The organism is Kitasatospora sp. SC0581 (genome assembly GCF_048159585.1).
Lineage (GTDB): Bacteria > Actinomycetota > Actinomycetes > Streptomycetales > Streptomycetaceae > Kitasatospora.
This window is the reverse complement of record NZ_JBLRWA010000035.1, coordinates 17,343-34,060: the sequence shown is the minus strand read 5'-3', so window position 1 is coordinate 34,060 and position 16,718 is coordinate 17,343. Positions and strand designations below refer to the sequence as shown.

General features: G+C 69.7%; 21 protein-coding genes and 1 rRNA gene. 15 read left to right on the top strand and 7 right to left on the bottom strand.

The window, feature by feature from the left end; genetic code table 11:
* Positions 1-8 precede the first annotated feature (8 nt).
* The gene (locus ACLWS4_RS32910; protein ID WP_416876047.1) at positions 9-674 is read left to right on the top strand and encodes a DUF5666 domain-containing protein; all 666 of its coding nucleotides are present in this window, start codon (positions 9-11) and stop codon (positions 672-674) included.
* Positions 675-757: 83 nt separating this feature from the next.
* Here ACLWS4_RS32910 and ACLWS4_RS32905 read toward each other — a convergent pair whose 3' ends face one another.
* Positions 758-1,009 (bottom strand): hypothetical protein, encoded by a 252-nt coding sequence (locus ACLWS4_RS32905; RefSeq protein ID WP_049651245.1) that lies wholly within the window; start codon positions 1,007-1,009, stop codon positions 758-760.
* Positions 1,006-1,359 carry an ATP-binding protein gene (locus ACLWS4_RS32900; RefSeq protein ID WP_380743920.1) on the bottom strand — a complete coding sequence of 118 codons (354 nt, stop codon included), beginning with the start codon at positions 1,357-1,359 and terminating at the stop codon, positions 1,006-1,008. Before ACLWS4_RS32900 ends, ACLWS4_RS32905 begins: the two co-directional genes overlap by 4 nt.
* Before the next feature lie 227 nt (positions 1,360-1,586).
* Here ACLWS4_RS32900 and ACLWS4_RS32895 point away from each other — a divergent pair, with 227 nt between their 5' ends.
* Complete coding sequence (locus tag ACLWS4_RS32895) at positions 1,587-2,453, top strand: helix-turn-helix domain-containing protein (RefSeq protein ID WP_416876046.1); 867 nt, start codon at positions 1,587-1,589, stop codon at positions 2,451-2,453.
* Positions 2,446-2,649 (top strand): DUF397 domain-containing protein, encoded by a 204-nt coding sequence (locus ACLWS4_RS32890; RefSeq protein ID WP_074001990.1) that lies wholly within the window; start codon positions 2,446-2,448, stop codon positions 2,647-2,649. Before ACLWS4_RS32895 ends, ACLWS4_RS32890 begins: the two co-directional genes overlap by 8 nt.
* 171 nt (positions 2,650-2,820) lie before the next feature.
* Here the strand turns inward: ACLWS4_RS32890 and ACLWS4_RS32885 are convergent, their stop codons facing one another.
* A complete protein-coding gene (locus ACLWS4_RS32885; protein ID WP_416876045.1) occupies positions 2,821-3,192 on the bottom strand; it encodes a hypothetical protein in 372 nt (123 codons plus the stop codon).
* 241 nt (positions 3,193-3,433) lie between these two features.
* On the opposite strand from ACLWS4_RS32885, the gene ACLWS4_RS32880 reads away from it, so the two are divergent.
* The 9 genes from ACLWS4_RS32880 (at position 3,434) to ACLWS4_RS32840 (ending at position 9,192) form a co-directional block, all read left to right on the top strand.
* Complete coding sequence (locus ACLWS4_RS32880; RefSeq protein ID WP_416876044.1) at positions 3,434-3,727, top strand: hypothetical protein; 294 nt, start codon at positions 3,434-3,436, stop codon at positions 3,725-3,727.
* A 98-nt stretch (positions 3,728-3,825) separates the two neighbouring features.
* On the top strand, positions 3,826-4,227 hold the full coding sequence (locus ACLWS4_RS32875) for a hypothetical protein (protein WP_380781642.1): 402 nt from the start codon (positions 3,826-3,828) through the stop codon (positions 4,225-4,227).
* Positions 4,228-4,465: 238 nt separating this feature from the next.
* Positions 4,466-4,657, top strand: coding sequence for a hypothetical protein (locus ACLWS4_RS32870; protein WP_049651251.1), 192 nt, complete (start codon positions 4,466-4,468; stop codon positions 4,655-4,657).
* Positions 4,641-5,165: a DUF6879 family protein gene (locus tag ACLWS4_RS32865; RefSeq protein ID WP_049651252.1), complete on the top strand. Its 525-nt coding sequence runs from the start codon at positions 4,641-4,643 to the stop codon at positions 5,163-5,165. The genes ACLWS4_RS32870 and ACLWS4_RS32865 overlap by 17 nt, the downstream gene beginning before the upstream one ends.
* Positions 5,162-5,995: a helix-turn-helix domain-containing protein gene (locus tag ACLWS4_RS32860; protein WP_049651253.1), complete on the top strand. Its 834-nt coding sequence runs from the start codon at positions 5,162-5,164 to the stop codon at positions 5,993-5,995. The genes ACLWS4_RS32865 and ACLWS4_RS32860 overlap by 4 nt, the downstream gene beginning before the upstream one ends.
* A gap of 7 nt (positions 5,996-6,002) precedes the next feature.
* Positions 6,003-6,590, top strand: a complete 588-nt coding sequence (locus ACLWS4_RS32855) for a Scr1 family TA system antitoxin-like transcriptional regulator (protein WP_380782744.1) — start codon at positions 6,003-6,005, stop codon at positions 6,588-6,590.
* Positions 6,591-6,777: 187 nt separating this feature from the next.
* Positions 6,778-7,116: a hypothetical protein gene (locus ACLWS4_RS32850; RefSeq protein WP_234348348.1), complete on the top strand. Its 339-nt coding sequence runs from the start codon at positions 6,778-6,780 to the stop codon at positions 7,114-7,116.
* A 1-nt stretch (position 7,117) separates the two neighbouring features.
* Positions 7,118-8,092, top strand: coding sequence for an ATP-grasp ribosomal peptide maturase (tgmB, locus tag ACLWS4_RS32845; protein WP_416876043.1), 975 nt, complete (start codon positions 7,118-7,120; stop codon positions 8,090-8,092).
* Complete coding sequence (locus tag ACLWS4_RS32840; RefSeq protein ID WP_416876042.1) at positions 8,089-9,192, top strand: methyltransferase domain-containing protein; 1,104 nt, start codon at positions 8,089-8,091, stop codon at positions 9,190-9,192. Before tgmB ends, ACLWS4_RS32840 begins: the two co-directional genes overlap by 4 nt.
* 60 nt (positions 9,193-9,252) lie before the next feature.
* On the opposite strand, the gene ACLWS4_RS32835 is transcribed toward ACLWS4_RS32840, so the two are convergent.
* Positions 9,253-9,687, bottom strand: coding sequence for a VOC family protein (locus ACLWS4_RS32835; RefSeq protein ID WP_074001997.1), 435 nt, complete (start codon positions 9,685-9,687; stop codon positions 9,253-9,255).
* A gap of 134 nt (positions 9,688-9,821) precedes the next feature.
* The gene (locus tag ACLWS4_RS32830; protein ID WP_416876041.1) at positions 9,822-12,056 is read right to left on the bottom strand and encodes a transglycosylase domain-containing protein; all 2,235 of its coding nucleotides are present in this window, start codon (positions 12,054-12,056) and stop codon (positions 9,822-9,824) included.
* 384 nt (positions 12,057-12,440) lie between these two features.
* Here ACLWS4_RS32830 and ACLWS4_RS32825 point away from each other — a divergent pair, with 384 nt between their 5' ends.
* On the top strand, positions 12,441-12,794 hold the full coding sequence (locus tag ACLWS4_RS32825) for a UBP-type zinc finger domain-containing protein (protein ID WP_117488836.1): 354 nt from the start codon (positions 12,441-12,443) through the stop codon (positions 12,792-12,794).
* Positions 12,795-13,045: 251 nt separating this feature from the next.
* Positions 13,046-14,353, top strand: a complete 1,308-nt coding sequence (gene aspS, locus ACLWS4_RS32820) for an aspartate--tRNA(Asn) ligase (protein ID WP_380782366.1) — start codon at positions 13,046-13,048, stop codon at positions 14,351-14,353.
* A gap of 112 nt (positions 14,354-14,465) precedes the next feature.
* Here the strand turns inward: aspS and ACLWS4_RS32815 are convergent, their stop codons facing one another.
* Together ACLWS4_RS32815 and rrf are read right to left on the bottom strand one after the other, a co-directional pair.
* Positions 14,466-15,179: an IclR family transcriptional regulator gene (locus ACLWS4_RS32815; protein ID WP_030246527.1), complete on the bottom strand. Its 714-nt coding sequence runs from the start codon at positions 15,177-15,179 to the stop codon at positions 14,466-14,468.
* 232 nt (positions 15,180-15,411) lie between these two features.
* Positions 15,412-15,528 (bottom strand): 5S ribosomal RNA (rrf, locus tag ACLWS4_RS32810).
* A gap of 398 nt (positions 15,529-15,926) precedes the next feature.
* Here rrf and ACLWS4_RS32805 point away from each other — a divergent pair.
* On the top strand, positions 15,927-16,715 hold the full coding sequence (locus ACLWS4_RS32805; RefSeq protein WP_416876040.1) for a response regulator transcription factor: 789 nt from the start codon (positions 15,927-15,929) through the stop codon (positions 16,713-16,715).
* Positions 16,716-16,718: the final 3 nt, after the last annotated feature.

The window sequence follows — 16,718 nt, the reverse complement described above, 5'->3', positions numbered from 1 at the left end:
CCACTGTCATGAGCAAAGAGATCGCCACCGTCGGGCCCGGAACCCCCGCCGAGCAGGTCGCCCTCCTCGCCACCCCGCCGGACGCGCGGGACGTGAGCGCCGAACTGGCCGCGCCGCCGAGGCGGAAGCTGCCCTGGCTCAGCCTGGTGCTGGCGGGCGGCGTGATCGCCACCGGGGCGTTCGCGGGCGGGGTCTGGTACCAGCAGAACAACGGGCCGACGGGCGGCGGGAAGTCCTCCGCCCGGCCGGCGGCCGCCGCTGCGGGTGCGGCTGCTCAGGGAGGCGGCTACGGGCAGGGGCAGGGCGGCTCCCGCCGTGGGGGCCAGGGCACCGGGCAGGGCGCTGGGCAGGGCGGGCAGGGGCAGGGCGGGCAGGCCGGCTTCGCCCGGGGCACGGTCAAGGCCGTCGACGGCAACACGGTCTACCTGACCGACACCAACGGCAACACCATCAAGGTCACCACCGGCGACGCGACGAAGGTCCAGCTCAACAAGGAGGGCAAGGTCGGGGACCTGCAGCCCGGCCAGAGCGTGACGGTCGTCGGCACCCCCGACGCCAACGGTGGCTACACCGCCAGCCAGCTGGTCGAAGGCGCCGCCGGCGGATTCGGTGGTGGTGGTGGCTTCGGCGGCGGTGCCGGTGGCGGCGCTCCCAGGAACCCGTCCGGCGGCTGACCCGGAGCCGACGGACGCCGCGAGGCCCTCGCCCCTTCGGTGGGCGAGGGCCTTCGCATGTGTTCAGCGCGGTTCGAGGAGGCTCACCGCTCCCACGCCGCCTCCCGGTCCAGGTCCCGCAGCAGGTGGAGGAGGTTGACGAGGGTGCTCACGGGCGCGTTGCCGAAGTCGACGAGGAGACGCCCGTCGAGGATCGTCTCGCCCGCCGAGGCCGAGCCCCAGAGCAGCCCGTACGGGAGGCCCCGACGGTGCAACTCCCCGAGCAGGCCGGTGATGTGCGGGGCGGCGAAGTTCCGCATCCGGGGGTCGTCGGGGGCGATCGGTTCGCGGGTCACGCGGCGGAGTCCAGCTCGTACCAGACCGTCTTGCCACGCTCCTGGGGGTCGACGCCCCAGCGGTGGGTGAGCCCGGCGACGAGCTGGAGGCCCCGACCGGACTCGGCGAGCAGGGAGAGGGGCTTCTCCTGGGGGAGCAGAGCGCTCTCGTCCGCGACGCAGACCCGGAGGGTGTCGACGTCCAGGGAGAAGTAGACGACGGGCGAGGCGGTACCGGCGTGCCGCCACGCGTTGACGATGAGTTCGCCGAGGGCGAGTTCGGCGTTGAAGATGGTCTCGGTGTCCCAGGAGGCGCGGGTCAGGGCGCTCCGCAGGGCCTGCCGGGTGAGGGTGAGGGAGGGGGTGTTCAAGGTGCACACGGGAACCTCCGAGAGGTATGGGTGTGGAGGGGGAGAGCCGCGAGCAGGACCAGGGCGTGGCCGCTCTTCGGCCGGAGGGCAGCAGGCGCCTACTGCCCTGAACCAAGGCGTGTCTGACGATCCATCGGATCGTTCTGAGGGTGACGATAGCGTGAGGCGCCACAGATTTGTGGCGATCCACGAGAAGTTCCCCCGAACGGGGCTGGCAGACTGGACCCATGGCCCTTCGATCGAACCCGACGCTTCGCCAGTTGCGGTTGGGTGCCGAACTTCGCAGGATGCGGGAACAGGCCGGCCTCGGCGGCAGCCAGCTCGCCCGCGCACTGGGCATCAACCCCGCCCACGTGACGCAGATGGAGAGCGGCAAGACCGGCATCAGCGTCGAACGCCTGCGCACGATCGCGGCGTTGTGCATGTGCGTCAACGAGCCCCTGATCGACGCGCTCGCGGACATCATCACGGACCGCGACAAGGGAGGCTGGTGGGAGGAGTACCGGGGGAACCTTTCGCAGGACTTCCTCGAAGTTGCTGAGATCGAGGCTCACGCACGGGCGCTCTCGGTCTACACGATGGCCTTCATCCATGGGCTGCTTCAGACCAACACCTATGCCTCAGCCGTCTTCGCTCGCTCCTATCCGCCTCTGCCGGGGCACGAGGTCGACCTGAGAGCCTCCTTCCGCCTGCGGCGTCAGCACATCATCCGTTCCGAGGCGACTCCGTACACCGCATACATCCATGAAGCGGCGCTGCGGATGCAGTTCGGCGGGGCAAGGGTCCAAGCCGAGCAACTCGGCGCCCTTGTCGAGGCCTCAGAGCGGCCCAACATCTCCATCCGAGTCGTGCTGTTCGACGTCGACATGATCCCGCTGCCCAACGAGAACTTCACGTACGTCGAGGGTCCGGTTCAGGAACTCGACACGGTTCAGTCGGACTCGGGTGTCGGAAACCTTCTCTTCGATGCCCCGGCTCACACGGCCAGGTTTCGGTCGCTGCTCGCCCGGATCGGTTCGGCTGCTCTCTCGGGGGAGGAGTCCCGAGAGTTTATTCGCTCCATCAAGAAGGACATGGAAAGTAAATATGCGTAACTCCACCTGGCAGAAGTCCAGTTTCTCGGGCTCGAACGCAGACTGTGTTGAGGTGCGAGCCGATGCTGGTGTGATCGAACTCCGGGAGTCCGACGAGGGCGACGTCATCGTCCGCACCACCGCCCGCAACTTCGCCGCGTTCCTCCAGGGCACTCAGGCGGGCGAGTTCGACCACCTGGTGACCATCACCGCCTAGCGAACTGTCCGGCGGCCCCTTGCTCCTCCGCAAGGGGCCGCCGGCGTGCTTCAGAAGTGGTCGGGGCCCGACCCTGCCACCGCGAACTCCACTCCGCCGTCGACCAGTTCGGCGTCCCGGACCGGATGACCCCCGATCCAGGCCGGGGTGCGGTCCGTCCCTCTTCCGTGCCTACGGCTGGATCACGAAATACACCACGAAGCCCGCGGTCACGCACAGGAAGAACTGCACCATGAAGCCCCAGGTGAGCGGCACTTCGTCCCTGTCGCCCGCCTCGTCGGCCGCCAGTTGCAGGCGCGCCATCCTCCCGAGGTGCCCGGCCGTTCCCAGCGTCAGCGACAGCATCGCCAGCGCGTACATCGACAGCGCGCCGGCCGAGGTCGTCCCGTTCATGTGGGAGCGCCCGACCAGGAAGAGCGCTCCGACCAGCGGCGCCAGGGCCACCATGATCCGGTACTGCCGGGTCACCTGCGGCGGTATCGCCATCGCCCAGAACAGCACCGTCGTCAGCGCGACGATCCACCACCAGGTGGCTACGCTCAAGCCCAGTGGAGTCATGCCCCCACCCCCCACATCACGGACGTTCGCTCACGTCCACTGACGATCACACTATTCAGATCAGCCCCGCCCCGCGCCGCCCGGACCCCGCAAGATCCCGCCCGGTCCCCTGCCGGTTCCCGGCAAGAACCCGATAAGACCCTGCGTAGGAAGTCGGCCGGCCCGACTTCCTGCGCACCGCCTCCGCCCTGGCGGCCCCTCCTGCCGGTGCCGCTACGGTTCCGGCATGGGAAAGCGGGAGCCGTACTGGCGAAGACTTGGCACTCCGGCGATGCTCGTCCTGTACCGGACCCCGGACCGATGGCGGTACGCCGTCTACTTCACCGGACCGGGCGGCATCGCCGACGGGGGACTCGACGAACCCGCGCCCTCCTGCGAGCCCGTGATCGCGCAGACGGCCATGCACCGGAAGGCCGAGGAGCTCACCCACCGCACACTCGGGGTCACCTGGCAGGAGGCCGACCAAGACGGCTGCTGGACCGGCGTCATCACCAACCCGGGTCCACTGCCCGCTTCATAAGTGGGGCTGGGCCCACCCCCTTGTGGGGCTGGACCCATACTCGGCCGCGCGTCCGCTCCGTAGCGTCGTTCCCACAACGACACGGAGGGGAAAGAACCATGGCGCCCACGGCCCACCAGTCCACCTTCACCACGGTGAAGAAGTGCATCACGCTCTTCGGCCTAGCTGGTGCCATCGTCCTCGGCACGGTCGCCGTGATGGCGTCCATCGGCCACCCGACGACCCCGTTCATGTGGATCCGCGGCGTCATCTTCCTCGCCGTCGCCCCGTACCTCCACCGGCTGGCCACCCGCGCCGCCGACGGTTCCGCCAAGGCCTTCGACCGCGTCCGCACCCTCTCCACCGTGATGCCGATCGCCATCATCGCCGTGGACCTCATCCCCGGCCTCTGCCCGCCCTGGTACGCCGTCCTCCAGGGCCTCTCCGCCCTCGCCCTCCTCGCCGTCGCCATCCTCACCCGCACCCCCGCCCTGCGCGCCGCCTTCCCCACCGCCGACTGAACCCCCACCCCCACCCCGACTCGGCGCAGGAAGTCGGCCGTTCCGACTTCCTGCGCCGGTAGCCCTACCCGGCGGCTCCTCGCTCCCCGCAAGGAGCCGCCGGCCGACAACTCGCCCATGCTTTGCGGCACATGTTCGAGAGCGGTCCAGTTTCCAGTACCGGCAACACAAGCGCCTTGCCCCGGCCGGCGAAACCCCGAGAGCATCGTTCGGAGACCCGACGAGCAAGGAGGCAACGGTGAAGCTGACACGGCTTGTAGGTTCCTGCGACGAAGGCGAGTGCCCGACGTTGTACCTGACGGATCGGGGCACCCTCGCCGTCCAGGGCGAGCTCGTGACCGGACACGGTCTCCAGATCCCGGCACACGAGATGCTGGTCGAGGTTCCCGTCGAACTCATTCGAAAGGCCGTCCGTGACAACCTCATCTAGGACTCTCGGGGATTGGTTCTCGGCGTTCGAGCGCGAGGCGTTCCGACTCGAAACGCTCGACGACTACAGCCGGTCCGGCGGAGTCGACGCCTACCGGGCCTTCCTCGCCGGCGAGGAACAGCCGGACGACTACAAGAACGCCGGGTGGGTCAAGACAGTGGCCCGGGCCACCCAGGCAGGCAAGCGCCTGTACCGGGTGCACATCCTTTCGCGGCCGCTCACGGACTACCTCCGCTTCGAACTCGCGTGGGGATACCACCGCAACATGACGGTGGGTGAGGAGTTCTTCATCCTCGACATCACCGACCGGCAGAACCCCGTCCCGGAAGCCCCGGATTTCTGGCTCTTCGACGACGAGACTGCCGCCTCGATGAGCTACGACGACGGCAAGTACCTCGGTGTCGACTTCCGCACAGGCGGCCGGGTCGATGAGTTCAAGGTGTACCGGGACACCGTGATGGCGCAAGCGGTCCCGTTCTCCGAATGGTGGGCCGAGCACAGCGGGTGAACAGAACGCGGCTTGGACCGGCGCTGCGGGAACTGCGGCAGGCCTCCGGCAAGGAGGCCAAGGCCGTGGCCCGCAGCGCCGTCATGTCTCCGAGCAAGCTGAGCAAGATCGAGACCGGCAAGGTGCCGCCCACTGTCGTGGATGTGGACCGCATCCTCACCGCCATAGGCGTGTCTGACGAGGTCAAGTCCGAGTACATGGCTGCCGCGCGGGCACAGGCCACGGAGGCGACCGCCTGGCGTCTGGTACGGCGCCTCGGGTACCACCGCAAGCAGGAGCAGATCAAGGCACTGGACGACTCCACGAGGCTTCTCCGTGTGTTCCAGCCTTCTCTCGTTCCCGGACTCCTACAGACCCCGGAATACGTGCGTGCGGTCTTCGGGAGGAAGGAACTCGGCGAGGACCAGCTCGCGCGGGCGGTCGCTGCGAGGCTTGTCAGACAACAGTCCCTCTACGACGCCACGAAGACCATGCGGTTCGTCATCACCGAGCCGGTCCTCCGTTGGCGTCTGGTGCCGCCCGCGATGATGGCCGGGCAGTTGGACCGCATCCTCTCCGCTTCTCGACTCTCCCATGTCGACGTCCGGATCGTTCCGCTGGCCGCAGCGCAGACCGATGTGCCGGCGCACTCCTTCGTCATCCGGGACGACCGCATGGTGACGGTCGAGACCGTGCACGCCGAGGTGACGGTCACCGATCCGCGGGATGTCGATTTGTACGTCCGCAAGTTCGATGGATTCGCGGCTGCGGCCATGGTCGGTGACGAGATGCGCCGGATGATCGAAACCATTCGAGACGAGTATTTGAGTGAGGGGAAAAGCCAGGGGTGAGTGTATCGTGAGCGTGGAATGGCAGGGTTCAAGAAGTCAACGCCAGCTAGGCGCGAACGAGAAGCAAGACGAGTTGGCGGCACTTGAGCGAGGCACGAGCGAGTTTCGGTATTTCCTGCCGACCATGGTCACTGGGCTGCTTGCGGTGCCGGAGTACATCGAAGCCAGTCTTGCTTCGCTTCCCGGTGACCATTCGAAGGTCATTGCCGCGAAGTTGGGGCGACAGGCTGTTCTTCACGACACCACCAAGCACTTCACCTTCCTCTTGACCGAGCAGGCTTGTCTCTGGCCGCTGTTGCCGGTAGGGGCCATGGCGATGCAACTTGACCACCTGGTTTCGGTATCCCGCTTGCCGAATGTTCGGCTCGGTGTCATCCCGATGGCAGGGCACATGCCACGGGGGCCGCTGAACGTGTTCACCATCTATGATTCGGCGCTGGTCACTGTGGAAGTTGTGACAGGAATGCTTGCGTTCCGCGAGTCGCAGGATGTAGAGGATTATCTGAAGGAGTTTCGATCCTTCGAAGGGTGTGCACTCTGGGGCGGCGATGCCCGGGATCGGCTGGCCGAGTGGGGAGATCGGTATCGTCAATAGTCATACACGGATCGCCTGTTTCGTGGTTCGGGCTATTTTTGACCGAACAGGAAATCCTTGCCGGCCACCCGCGTTTGGCCCCTACATTTGTGCTCGTCCGATGATGGGAGCCGCAGGGATTCCAGAATGCTTGGGAACCCGACGTGCGCCCACTGCTCGATGAGTGCGACGACGCGGAGGTACACACATGTCCACCACCGTTCTGAGCCGGCCGGGAGGCGTGCCGGTCTTCGACCGCGCCGAGTCCCGACTGCCGATGGGCGTCGCCGGTGCGACGCCGATGCCCGGGCTGGACGGCGAGGGCGGGCCCGGGAGCCCGTTCGCCTTCCGGTTCCTCGTCCCGGTCACCGGGGCCGGGGGGATCCTGCCCGCCGACATCGGCTACGACGACGAGACGCAGACCTGCACCTACGAGGGCCTCCCGCCCGGCGTCTACATGACCAGCACCCCGCCCAAGACCTACGGCCCGACGCAGCCGTCCGGGCAGATGGACGCGCCGGACGACCCGGGAAGCAGCAACGACTGAGATGCCGACCGCCGATGCCGTCCTCGTGCTGACGGGGACCTTCGATCCCACCGCCGACCTCGTGATCGAGGAACTGAACCGGCGCGGAACTCCCGTCTTCCGGGCGGACACGGCGTGGTTCCCGTCGAGGCTGGCCCTGGCGGCCGGCCTCGACGGGGCGTCCGGCTGGGCCGGGACGTTGGCGACCGGACGGCGGACACTCGACCTCTCGGCCGTGCGGTCGGTCTACTACCGTCGCCCGACCGCACCGGAGTTCCCCGCCGAGATGTCGGCGGAGGCCCGCAGCGTGGCCTCCGCCGAGGCGCGGCGAGGGTTCGGCGGCCTGCTGTCCGCGCTGCCCTGCCGGTGGCTGCCGCCGCCGGGCCGCGCGGCCGATGCCGAGTACAAGCCGTTCCAGCTCCGGGTGGCGGCCGAGTCGGGGCTTCGGGTCCCGCGCACGTTGATCACCAACAGACCGGAAGCCGCACGGGAGTTCGCGGACGGCATCGGGGCTCCGGTGGTCTACAAGCCCTTCACGCCGATCCGCGGGACGGTCGGAGGTCAGTCGGTCGCCGTGTACGCGAGCGTGCTGAGCACGGCCGACACCGGTGATCCGTCGATCCGCACCACGGCGCACCTGTTCCAGGAATGGGTGCCCAAGGCCCACGAAGTGCGGCTCACCGCCGTGGACGGGCGGCTGTTCGCCGCCGAGATCCACGCGAACTCGGCAGCTGCGGAGGTTGATTGGCGAAGCGACTACGACAGCCTGACCTACCAGGCCTGCGACCCTCCCGCAGCGGTGGCGAGTGCTGTCCGTCGCATGCTGGACAGGCTGGAACTGCCCTACGGCGCTTTCGACTTCGTCGTGTCGCCCTCGGGTGACTGGACGTTCCTTGAGGTGAATCCCAACGGGCAGTACGGGTTCATCGAGCAGGCGACCGGCCTGCCCATCACCGCTGCCATCTGCGACTACTTGGAAGGGGTCCGTCAGACATGACGACTGTCCTCCACAGCGAAGACCAACTCCTGCGGGCGCGGGTCGCGTTGGCCTCGGAGATCGAGCGGGTGAGCGTGGTGCTGTCCTCGCGGGTGGTCGAGGCGTTCCTCAATGTGCCGCGGCACCCGTTCGTTCCGGTGTTCTACCGGGAGGAAGGGGGTGTGCACCGCCCCTGGCCGGCCGGTGAGGGGTGGCTGCGGGAGGTGTACGCGGACCGGGTGCTGGTCACCGAGGTGGGCGGCGTGCACGCGGAGGATGCCGGGCCGGACGGCGTCCGCGGGGTGGCGACCTCCTCCTCCACGCTGCCGAGCCTGATGGCCGACATGCTGGATGCGCTGGATGTCCGCCCCGGGGACCGGGTGTTGGAGGTCGGGACGGGGACGGGCTACAACGCCGCTCTGCTCTGCCACCTCGCGGGGGCGGCCCACGTCACGACCGTCGACCGCACCGAGCACCTGGTGGCGACCGCCCGTGCCCGGTTGGGCGAGGCTGGCTTCGCGCCCGTCGTGGTCCAGGCGGACGGAGCGGACGGGTACCCGCCGGGGGCTCCGTACGACCGGATCATCGCGACCTGCGGTGTCCGTCGCGTGCCCCGGGCGTGGCTCGACCAGTGCGCGCCGGGTGGCCTCGTCGTCGCCCCGCTGGGCGGTGCGGTGGCCAGGCTCACCAAGGTGCCGGACGGGCGCGCGGTCGGGCGTTTTCTGCATCGTCCGGCGGCCTTCATGCCGTTGCGCGGCGGGAGGGACGCGGCCCCGGGGGTGCCGGAGCCGCAGGCGGACAGCCGGACGACGGAGATCGGCGCTCGCGTCCTGGACGACCCGGGGTTCGCGTTCTGGGCCGACCTCCACCTCGGTCCCACCGTCGTCCGGGACGGTCACGTCCTTCGCGACGTCGCGGACGGCTCGACCGCCCACGCGCACGGCGGCACCGTCGCCCGCAGCGGCCCCCGCGACCTCTGGCGAGCGGTCGAAGCCGCCCACCGGAGCTGGCTGGGCCAGAACCGCCCCCGCCGTGAGTGGTTCACGGTCGAGGCCGGGCCGGAGGGGCAGTTCGTGAGCTACTCGGCACCGGACGGCGGTGTGACCCGCTGGGCGCTCTAAGCGCACAGGAGTCGGCCATGTCGACTTCCTGCGAAGGGAGTTGTGGAATCCGGGCGGTGCTCAGTCGAGGCAGAACTCGTTGCCCTCGACGTCCTGCATCGAGAGGCACGACTCGTTCTCCTCGTCGGCGACCAGCAGCTGGACGCGGGTCGCGCCGAGGGCGACCAGTCGGGCGCACTCGGCCTCCAGGGCCGCGACGCGCTCCGCGCCGACCAGGCCGGTGCCGGCCCGTACGTCGAGGTGCACCCGGTTCTTGACGACCTTGCCCTCGGGGACGCGCTGGAAGTACATGCGCGGGCCCGCACCGGTGGGGTCACTGGCGGCGAACCACGAGCCCCGCTTCTCGGGCGGCAGCGAGCGCTGGTAGTCGTCCCAGGTGTCGAACCCCTCCGGCGTGGACGGCGGGACGTACCCCAGGGCCTCGCACCAGAAGCGGCCGACGCGCTCGGGCTCCGCGCAGTCGAAGGTGACCTGGAACTGCTTGATCGATGCCATCGGGCCACCATAGCCATGACAAGAAGGTCACACCGCTCAATTTCCGGCGCCGCATAGGGGGAGAGAACGACGTCGCCCCGCCGAGCCGGTGCTCGACGGGGCGACGTGCGGGGCGACGCGCGGGGAACGCGGAGTCAGGGCTGCTGGTCGTTCTCGGGGTTGGTCGCCGGGCCCGCCGGGGCGGTCGCCTGGCCCCCGGGGGCGCCGGTGCCGGTGCCGGACGGGGTCTTGTTCGGGTCGGTCCGGGGGGCCGGGTCGGGGATGTCGGCCATCGGCAGGGACTGCTTGGGGGTGCCGCGCAGGGCCTGGTTCATGGCGTCCCGCCAGATCGGGCCGGGGCCGTCGGCGCCGAACACCTCGGCCCGGTACTTCCCGTTGATGGTGATGTTGCGCATCTCGACGCCGCCCTGGGGGCCGCCGATCCAGACGGCGGTGGCGAGTTGCGGGGTGTAGCCGTTGAACCAGGCGGCCCGCTTGCGGTCCGAGGTGCCGGTCTTGCCGGCGATCTGGCGGTTGTCGTCCAGGCTGAGCGCCGCGCCGGTGCCGTTGTTCTCGGTGACGCCGTTCAGGACGGTGTTCAGCGCCCGTGCCGTCGAGTCGGAGAACGCCTTCTCGCACTGGGAGGACGGGACGGGGACGTCCTTGCCCTCCACGGTGGTGATCCGGTTGATGGCGACCGGGGCGCAGTGGGTGCCCTGGGCGGCGAAGGTCGCGTAGACGTTGGCCATGGTCAGCGGGCTCATCTCCTCGACGCCCAGGGCCATCGCGGGGACCTCCTCCAGGGGCTTGCCGCTGGCCTTGGTGGTGATGCCGAGCTTGTTGGCCATCTGCTTGACCGCGCAGAGGCCGATCTCCTGCTCCATCTGGATGAAGTAGGTGTTGACCGAGAGGGCCATCGCCATCTTCAGCTGGTACGGGCCCTTCTCACTCGCGGACTCGTTGGGCACCACCGTCCTGGGCCGGGCCTCGTTCTTCCAGGTGCCCTCGCAGGTCTTCATCGTCGGGTACTCGAGCTTGTTCGGGGACGAGTACTCCTGGGTCGCCGGCAGGCCCGCCTCCAGGGCCGCGGCCGCGACGACCGGCTTGAAGGTGGAGCCGGGCTGGAAGCCGTTGCCGCCGCCCATCGCCGCGTCGACGTTGAGGTTGACGACGGTCTGGTTCTGGTTGGTGTCCAGGCCGTACGGGCGGGTCTGGGCCATGGCGAGGATCTTGCCGGTGCCGGGTTCGACCATGGAGGCGGCGGCGGAGACGCTGTCCGTGACCCGGACGTTGCTGCTCACCGCGTTCTGGGCGGCGGCCTGCTTCTCCGGGTCCAGCGTGGTGTAGATGTTCAGGCCGCCCTGGTTCCAGAACTTCTTGCGCTCGTCGGAGCTCTGGCCGAAGGCCGGGTCCTGCTTGACCACGTGGCGCACGTAGTCGCAGAAGAAGCCCATGCCGGCCTGGGCGGTGATGCAGCCGTTCTGCGGCGCCTTGTAGTTCAGGCCGAGCGGGGCGGCCTTCGCCTCCTTCGCCTGCTCGGCGGTGATGTGCTTGTTCTCCAGCATCTTGTCGATGACGGTGTCGCGGCGGTTCTGCGCGGCCTGCGGGTGCAGCTTCGGGTCGTACTGGGACGGGTTCTGCACCAGCCCGGCGAGCGTCGCCGCCTCGGCGACGGTGAGGTCCTTGTTGCTCTTGCTGAAGTAGCGCTGGGAGGCGGCCTCCACCCCGTAGGCGCCGTTCCCGTAGTACGTGATGTTGAGGTAGTTGGTGAGGATCTGCTCCTTCGGCACCTCCTCCTCCAGCTTGATCGCGACCTTGAGCTCCTGGATCTTGCGGCCCAGGGTCTTGCGCTGGGCCTCCAGGACGGCGTCCCGGTCGTCGCCCGCCTGCTCGACGTTGACGTTCTTGACGTACTGCTGGGTCAGCGTGGAGGCGCCCTGGGAGGCGGTGCCGCTCTCGGCGTTCTTGCTGATCGCGCGGAGGACGCCCTTGAGGTCGACGGCGCCGTGCTCGTAGAAGCGGGCGTCCTCGATGTCGACCTGGGCCTGGCGCATGAACGGCGACATCTGCTCGGCGGTGATGACGGTGCGGTCGCGCTCGTAGACCTTGGCGATCAGGCCGCCCTTGGCGTCGAAGATCTGGGTCGCCTGGGTGAGCGGCGGGGTCTTGAAGTCGGACGGGACGTCCTCGAACCCCTCCGCCGTGCTCTTGGCCGTCAGCCCGATGCCGCCGGCGACGGGTAGGACGAGGCCTGCCAGCAGCACACCGGACACGACGCTCACCCCCAGGAAGGTCGCACCGAGGCGGGCCAGCCGGAGCGGGGCCTTGCGGGACGGCTGGAGGTCCGCGTTCTCGGAGGAACTCCATATCGGGGGGAGGTTCGATTCCATTCCGGAATGCTAACCCTTGGAAGTCTCCGGTCGAACGGTTTTTCGCCTGCGGCTGTCACGGCTCTGCAACAGGCTCCGGGGTCGATTCCCGGGGGGTGAATCGCATACGTACCGAATGAATTCGGGGGAATTCGGCGGCCGGCCTCCGACTCGGTCCGCCCCGCCCCGCCCCCGGCCGCCCTGGTCCGCCCCGTCTGCGGCGCCCCTCCCGTGGCCCGCCCCCTACCAGGTTGATGCCGTGAGCGGGCCGAAAGGTTGCGGCGCCCGGACGGTCAGGTGCCCCGGACGGTCAAGTGCCGCGGACGGTCAGGTGCCCCGGACTGGCAGCGCCGCCACGGCCGGGCCAGGCTGGTGGGGACGGACCGCCCAGCCGAGGAGGCAGCTATGACCGGCGAGCCGATCCCGGGAATCGACCCCGCCGCGGTGCCCAGCGGCGACGGCTGCGCGGAGTGCCTGGCCGGCGGCGGATGGTGGTTCCACCTGCGCCGCTGCGCGGCCTGCGGCCACATCGGCTGCTGCGACTCCTCCCCCGCCCAGCACGCGACGAAGCACGCGCGCCAGGCCGGCCACCCGTTCCTGGTCAGCTTCGAGCCCGGCGAGGAGTGGTTCTGGAACCTGGACACCGGCGAGTACTACGAGGGCCCGCCGCTGGCACCGCCCACCGCCCACCCGGTCACCCAGCCCACCCCGGGCCCGGCCGGCCGGGTCCCCGCCGACTGGCAGTCGCAGCTGCACTGACGATCCCCACCGCGACGGCCACCGCCTCCTCCCCGTACGAGGCGGTCGGCCGACGGTGACCGCACCGTTCCGGCGGCCCCTCGCACCGCGCAGGGGCCGCCGACCCCTGTCCGCCGTCCGCCCGGACACGAGGGAAAACCCCGCGACTCCCACGGGCTTGATCCTCTACGGTGAACGCGCCCAGGGCGGCCGTTTACCGCCCGTCGACGTGGCGCGACCAACGCGCCCGCAAACCCGGGGAGTTCCCTGTCATGACGCGCACCCTTGTCGCCGAGCTGCCCGCGCACCTGGAGGAGACGGTCACCGTCTACGGGTGGGTGAACACGCTCCGACTCCAGCGGCGCATCCAGTTCGTCCTGGTCCGGGACCACACCGGTCTCGTGCAGGTCACCCACCTCCGGGGTGGGGAGGACGACGTCATCGAGGCCGCTTTCGAGGGCGTGACGGTCGAGTCCGCCGTGAAGATCACCGGCCGGGTGGTCGCCAACCCGCAGGTCAAGCTCGGTGGTCTGGAGATCGTCCCGACCCGCGTGGAGGTCGTCTCCCCGGCCGAGCCGAAGCTGCCGATCGACGAGAAGACCGGGATCGACCAGCGCCTGGACTGGCGGTTCCTCGACATCCGGCGGCCCTCCCAGCAGCTGGTCTTCGACGTCCAGACGACCGTCGAGCGGGCGATGCGGGAGGTGGCGGCCGAGGAGGGCTTCACCGAGCTGCACACGCCGAAGCTCATGGGGACGGCCTCCGAGTCGGGCGCCGAGGTGTTCGAGGTCGGCTACTTCGGCCGGACCGCCTACCTCGCCCAGTCCCCGCAGTTCTACAAGCAGATGGCCATCGCGGGCGGCATCGACCGGGTCTTCGAGATCGGGCCGGTGTTCCGCGCCGAGCCGTCCTTCACCTCCCGGCACGCCACCGAGTTCACCGGGGTCGACGTCGAGATCGCCTGGGTCGACGGGGTCGAGGACGTGATGGCCTTCGAGGAGCGGATGCTGCACCGCGTCCTGACCGCGGTGGCCGAGCGCCACGGCGCGGCGATCGCCGAGCACTTCGGCACCCGGGTCGTCGTCCCGGAACTGCCGTTCCCCCGGATCACGATGGCCGACGCGCTGGCCCGGCTCCGCGCCACCGGCTGGGACCCGGAGGGCGTCAAGGAGGACCTCGACCCCGAGGGCGAGCGGGCGCTGTGCGGCCTGATCGCCGAGGAGACCGGGCACGAGTTCGTCTTCGTCACCCGCTTCCCGGCCGCCGTGCGGCCGTTCTACCACCTGCGGCCGGAGGACGACCCGACCGTCACCGAGTCCTTCGACCTGCTGTGGAAGGGCGTGGAGATCACCACCGGCGCCCAGCGCGAGCACCGGTACGACCGCCTCGTCGCCCAGGCCCGGGAGAAGGGCATGGACACCGGCCCGCTCTCCGGGTACCTCGACTGCTTCCGCTACGGCACCCCGCCGCACGGCGGGCTCGGTCTGGGGCTCGGCCGGCTGCTGATGCTGGCGCTCGGCCTGCCGTCGATCCGCGAGGCGACGTTCCTCTTCCGGGGCCCGCACCGCCTCGAACCGTAGGGCGTCGAACCGTAGGCGGGGGACCGGACGACGGAACGGGCCGCGCCCGAGGAGATCCTTTCCTCGGGCGCGGCCCGTTCCGTTCGTGCGTTCCGACCGCGCTGCCCGGCGGTCAGCTGCGGCGGAGGGCCTCGGTGAGCCGGTTGGCGGCCTCGATGATGGCCTGGGCATGCAGGCGACCCGGGTGGCGGGTGAGCCGCTCGATGGGGCCGGAGACGGAGACGGCGGCCACCACGCGGTTGGACGGCCCGCGGACGGGGGCGGAGACGGACGCGACGCCCGGCTCGCGCTCCCCGATGGACTGGGCCCAGCCGCGGCGGCGGACGCCGCTGAGCGCGGTGGCGGTGAAGCGGGCGCCCTGGAGGCCTCGGTGGAGGCGCTCGGGCTCTTCCCAGGCGAGGAGGACCTGGGCGGCGGAGCCGGCCTTCATCGGCAGGGTGCTGCCGACGGGGACGGTGTCGCGCAGACCGGAGAGTCGTTCGGCGGCGGCGACGCAGATGCGCATCTCGCCCTGGCGGCGGTAGAGCTGCGCGCTCTCCCCGGTGACGTCGCGCAGGTGGGTGAGGACGGGGCCCGCGGTGGCGAGCAGTCGGTCCTCGCCGGCGGCGGCGGAGAGTTCGGACAGGCGGGGGCCGAGGATGAAGCGGCCCTGCATGTCGCGGGTGACCAGGCGGTGGTGTTCGAGTGCGACGGCGAGTCTGTGGGCGGTGGGGCGCGCCAGACCGGTGGCGGCGACCAGCCCCGCCAGTGTGGCGGGGCCCGACTCCAGTGCGCTGAGCACCAGAGCGGCCTTGTCGAGAACGCCGACGCCGCTAGTGTTGTCCATAGCATGATATTGCAGTCTCAGGTAGCGAGACGCAAGTCTGTTTCGATGTCCGCCATCCTCTCAGATGCCCGCAAAGCACCACTTCCGGGACTCGGCGTCTCGGATGGCGGACGCGCCGCTGCGGGCGGGTCGGCGCGCGTACCGGGGTCGGGGAACGGCCGGGGAACGGCCGGAGAAACGCAAAAAGCCCCTGCCGTGTCTCTTTCGAAACACGGCAGGGGCCGTAAGAAGAATTCGGCGGCGTCCTACTCTCCCACAGGGTCCCCCCTGCAGTACCATCGGCGCTGAAAGGCTTAGCTTCCGGGTTCGGAATGGAGCCGGGCGTTTCCCTCTCGCTATGACCACCGAAATGATCGGGCCGGGCAATTGCTCGAAAGCACTGCCTACGCCTCGCTGTAAATCATAGCAGGAGGAAAAGCGAACGGATTCCGCGGTCCCGAGGGGCCGGTCGCGTCCGGGGGGTCGCTCGCGACCGGGGGTCGGGCCGACCGGCGGGCGGTGTCCACCCGTCGGCTCGCGTCGACCCGCTCGGAGGGGGAGCCGGCACACCGAGGGGGCGCGTCACGCAGCGTGCGCGCCCCGTCCGTCGTGTCCACGCCCGTGCGCACACCACCGACCCCACCCCTGTGCGCCGATCGCCCAAAAACCGACCGATAAGGTGTTAATCCAACATTCATCCATGCCGCATAGCCTCCGGGGGCTAGCCTCATGCTGAACGTCATCGTCCGACCGGGAGGCGAAAGCCCCGTGCAAGGCACTGTCACCACACCAGGCGGTTCCACGGTGCCCGGCGGCCAGGGCGAGGCGTTCCTGCTCGTCGTGGACGACGAGCCCAACATCCGCGAGCTGCTCTCCGCCTCGCTGCGCTTCTCCGGCTTCCGCGTCGCCTCCGCCGCCACCGGCACCGAGGCGCTCGAACTGGTCGCCGCCGAGCGCCCGGACCTGGTCGTCCTCGACGTGATGCTCCCCGACCTCGACGGCTTCACCGTCGTCGAGAAGCTGCGCGAGCGCACCAGCCGCGGGCAGATAGCCGGGCCGGCCCACGGGCACCCCGCCGACCACCTGCCGGTGCTCTTCCTCACCGCCAAGGACGGCGTCGGCGACAAGGTCCAGGGCCTGGCCGCCGGGGCGGACGACTACGTCACCAAGCCCTTCAGCCTGGAGGAGCTGATCGCCCGGATCCGCGCCATCCTGCGCCGGGCCGGCGGGCCCGCCGAGGACGGCCGACTGGTCGTCGCCGACCTCAGCCTCGACCCGGTCGCCCACGAGGTCACCCGGGGCGGCATCCCGGTCTCGCTCTCCCCGACCGAGTTCAAGCTGCTGCACTACCTGATGGCCAACGTCGGCCGGGTGGTCTCCAAGTCGCAGATCCTCGACCACGTCTGGGCCTACGACTTCGGCGGGGACCTCTCCATCGTCGAGTCGTACATCTCCTACCTGCGCCGCAAGCTCGACTCCGGCCCGGCGCACGGCCCCAAGCTGATCCACACCGTGCGCGGCATCGGCTACGCCCTGCGCCGCCCCCCGCAGGGCTGACCG

Bases quoted from the DNA above. Each gene is read 5' to 3' on its own strand.
- ACLWS4_RS32890 (WP_074001990.1), top strand. From the start codon at position 2,446: ATGCGTAACTCCACCTGGCAGAAGTCCAGTTTCTCGGGCTCGAACGCA.
- aspS (WP_380782366.1), top strand. From the start codon at position 13,046: ATGACGCGCACCCTTGTCGCCGAGCTGCCCGCGCACCTGGAGGAGACG.
- ACLWS4_RS32830 (WP_416876041.1), bottom strand. From the start codon at position 12,056: ATGGAATCGAACCTCCCCCCGATATGGAGTTCCTCCGAGAACGCGGAC.
- ACLWS4_RS32880 (WP_416876044.1), top strand. From the start codon at position 3,434: ATGGGAAAGCGGGAGCCGTACTGGCGAAGACTTGGCACTCCGGCGATG.
- tgmB (WP_416876043.1), top strand. From the start codon at position 7,118: ATGCCGACCGCCGATGCCGTCCTCGTGCTGACGGGGACCTTCGATCCC.
- ACLWS4_RS32875 (WP_380781642.1), top strand. From the start codon at position 3,826: ATGGCGCCCACGGCCCACCAGTCCACCTTCACCACGGTGAAGAAGTGC.
- ACLWS4_RS32895 (WP_416876046.1), top strand. From the start codon at position 1,587: ATGGCCCTTCGATCGAACCCGACGCTTCGCCAGTTGCGGTTGGGTGCC.
- ACLWS4_RS32850 (WP_234348348.1), top strand. From the start codon at position 6,778: ATGTCCACCACCGTTCTGAGCCGGCCGGGAGGCGTGCCGGTCTTCGAC.
- ACLWS4_RS32815 (WP_030246527.1), bottom strand. From the start codon at position 15,179: ATGGACAACACTAGCGGCGTCGGCGTTCTCGACAAGGCCGCTCTGGTG.
- ACLWS4_RS32840 (WP_416876042.1), top strand. From the start codon at position 8,089: ATGACGACTGTCCTCCACAGCGAAGACCAACTCCTGCGGGCGCGGGTC.
- ACLWS4_RS32825 (WP_117488836.1), top strand. From the start codon at position 12,441: ATGACCGGCGAGCCGATCCCGGGAATCGACCCCGCCGCGGTGCCCAGC.
- ACLWS4_RS32910 (WP_416876047.1), top strand. From the start codon at position 9: ATGAGCAAAGAGATCGCCACCGTCGGGCCCGGAACCCCCGCCGAGCAG.
- ACLWS4_RS32835 (WP_074001997.1), bottom strand. From the start codon at position 9,687: ATGGCATCGATCAAGCAGTTCCAGGTCACCTTCGACTGCGCGGAGCCC.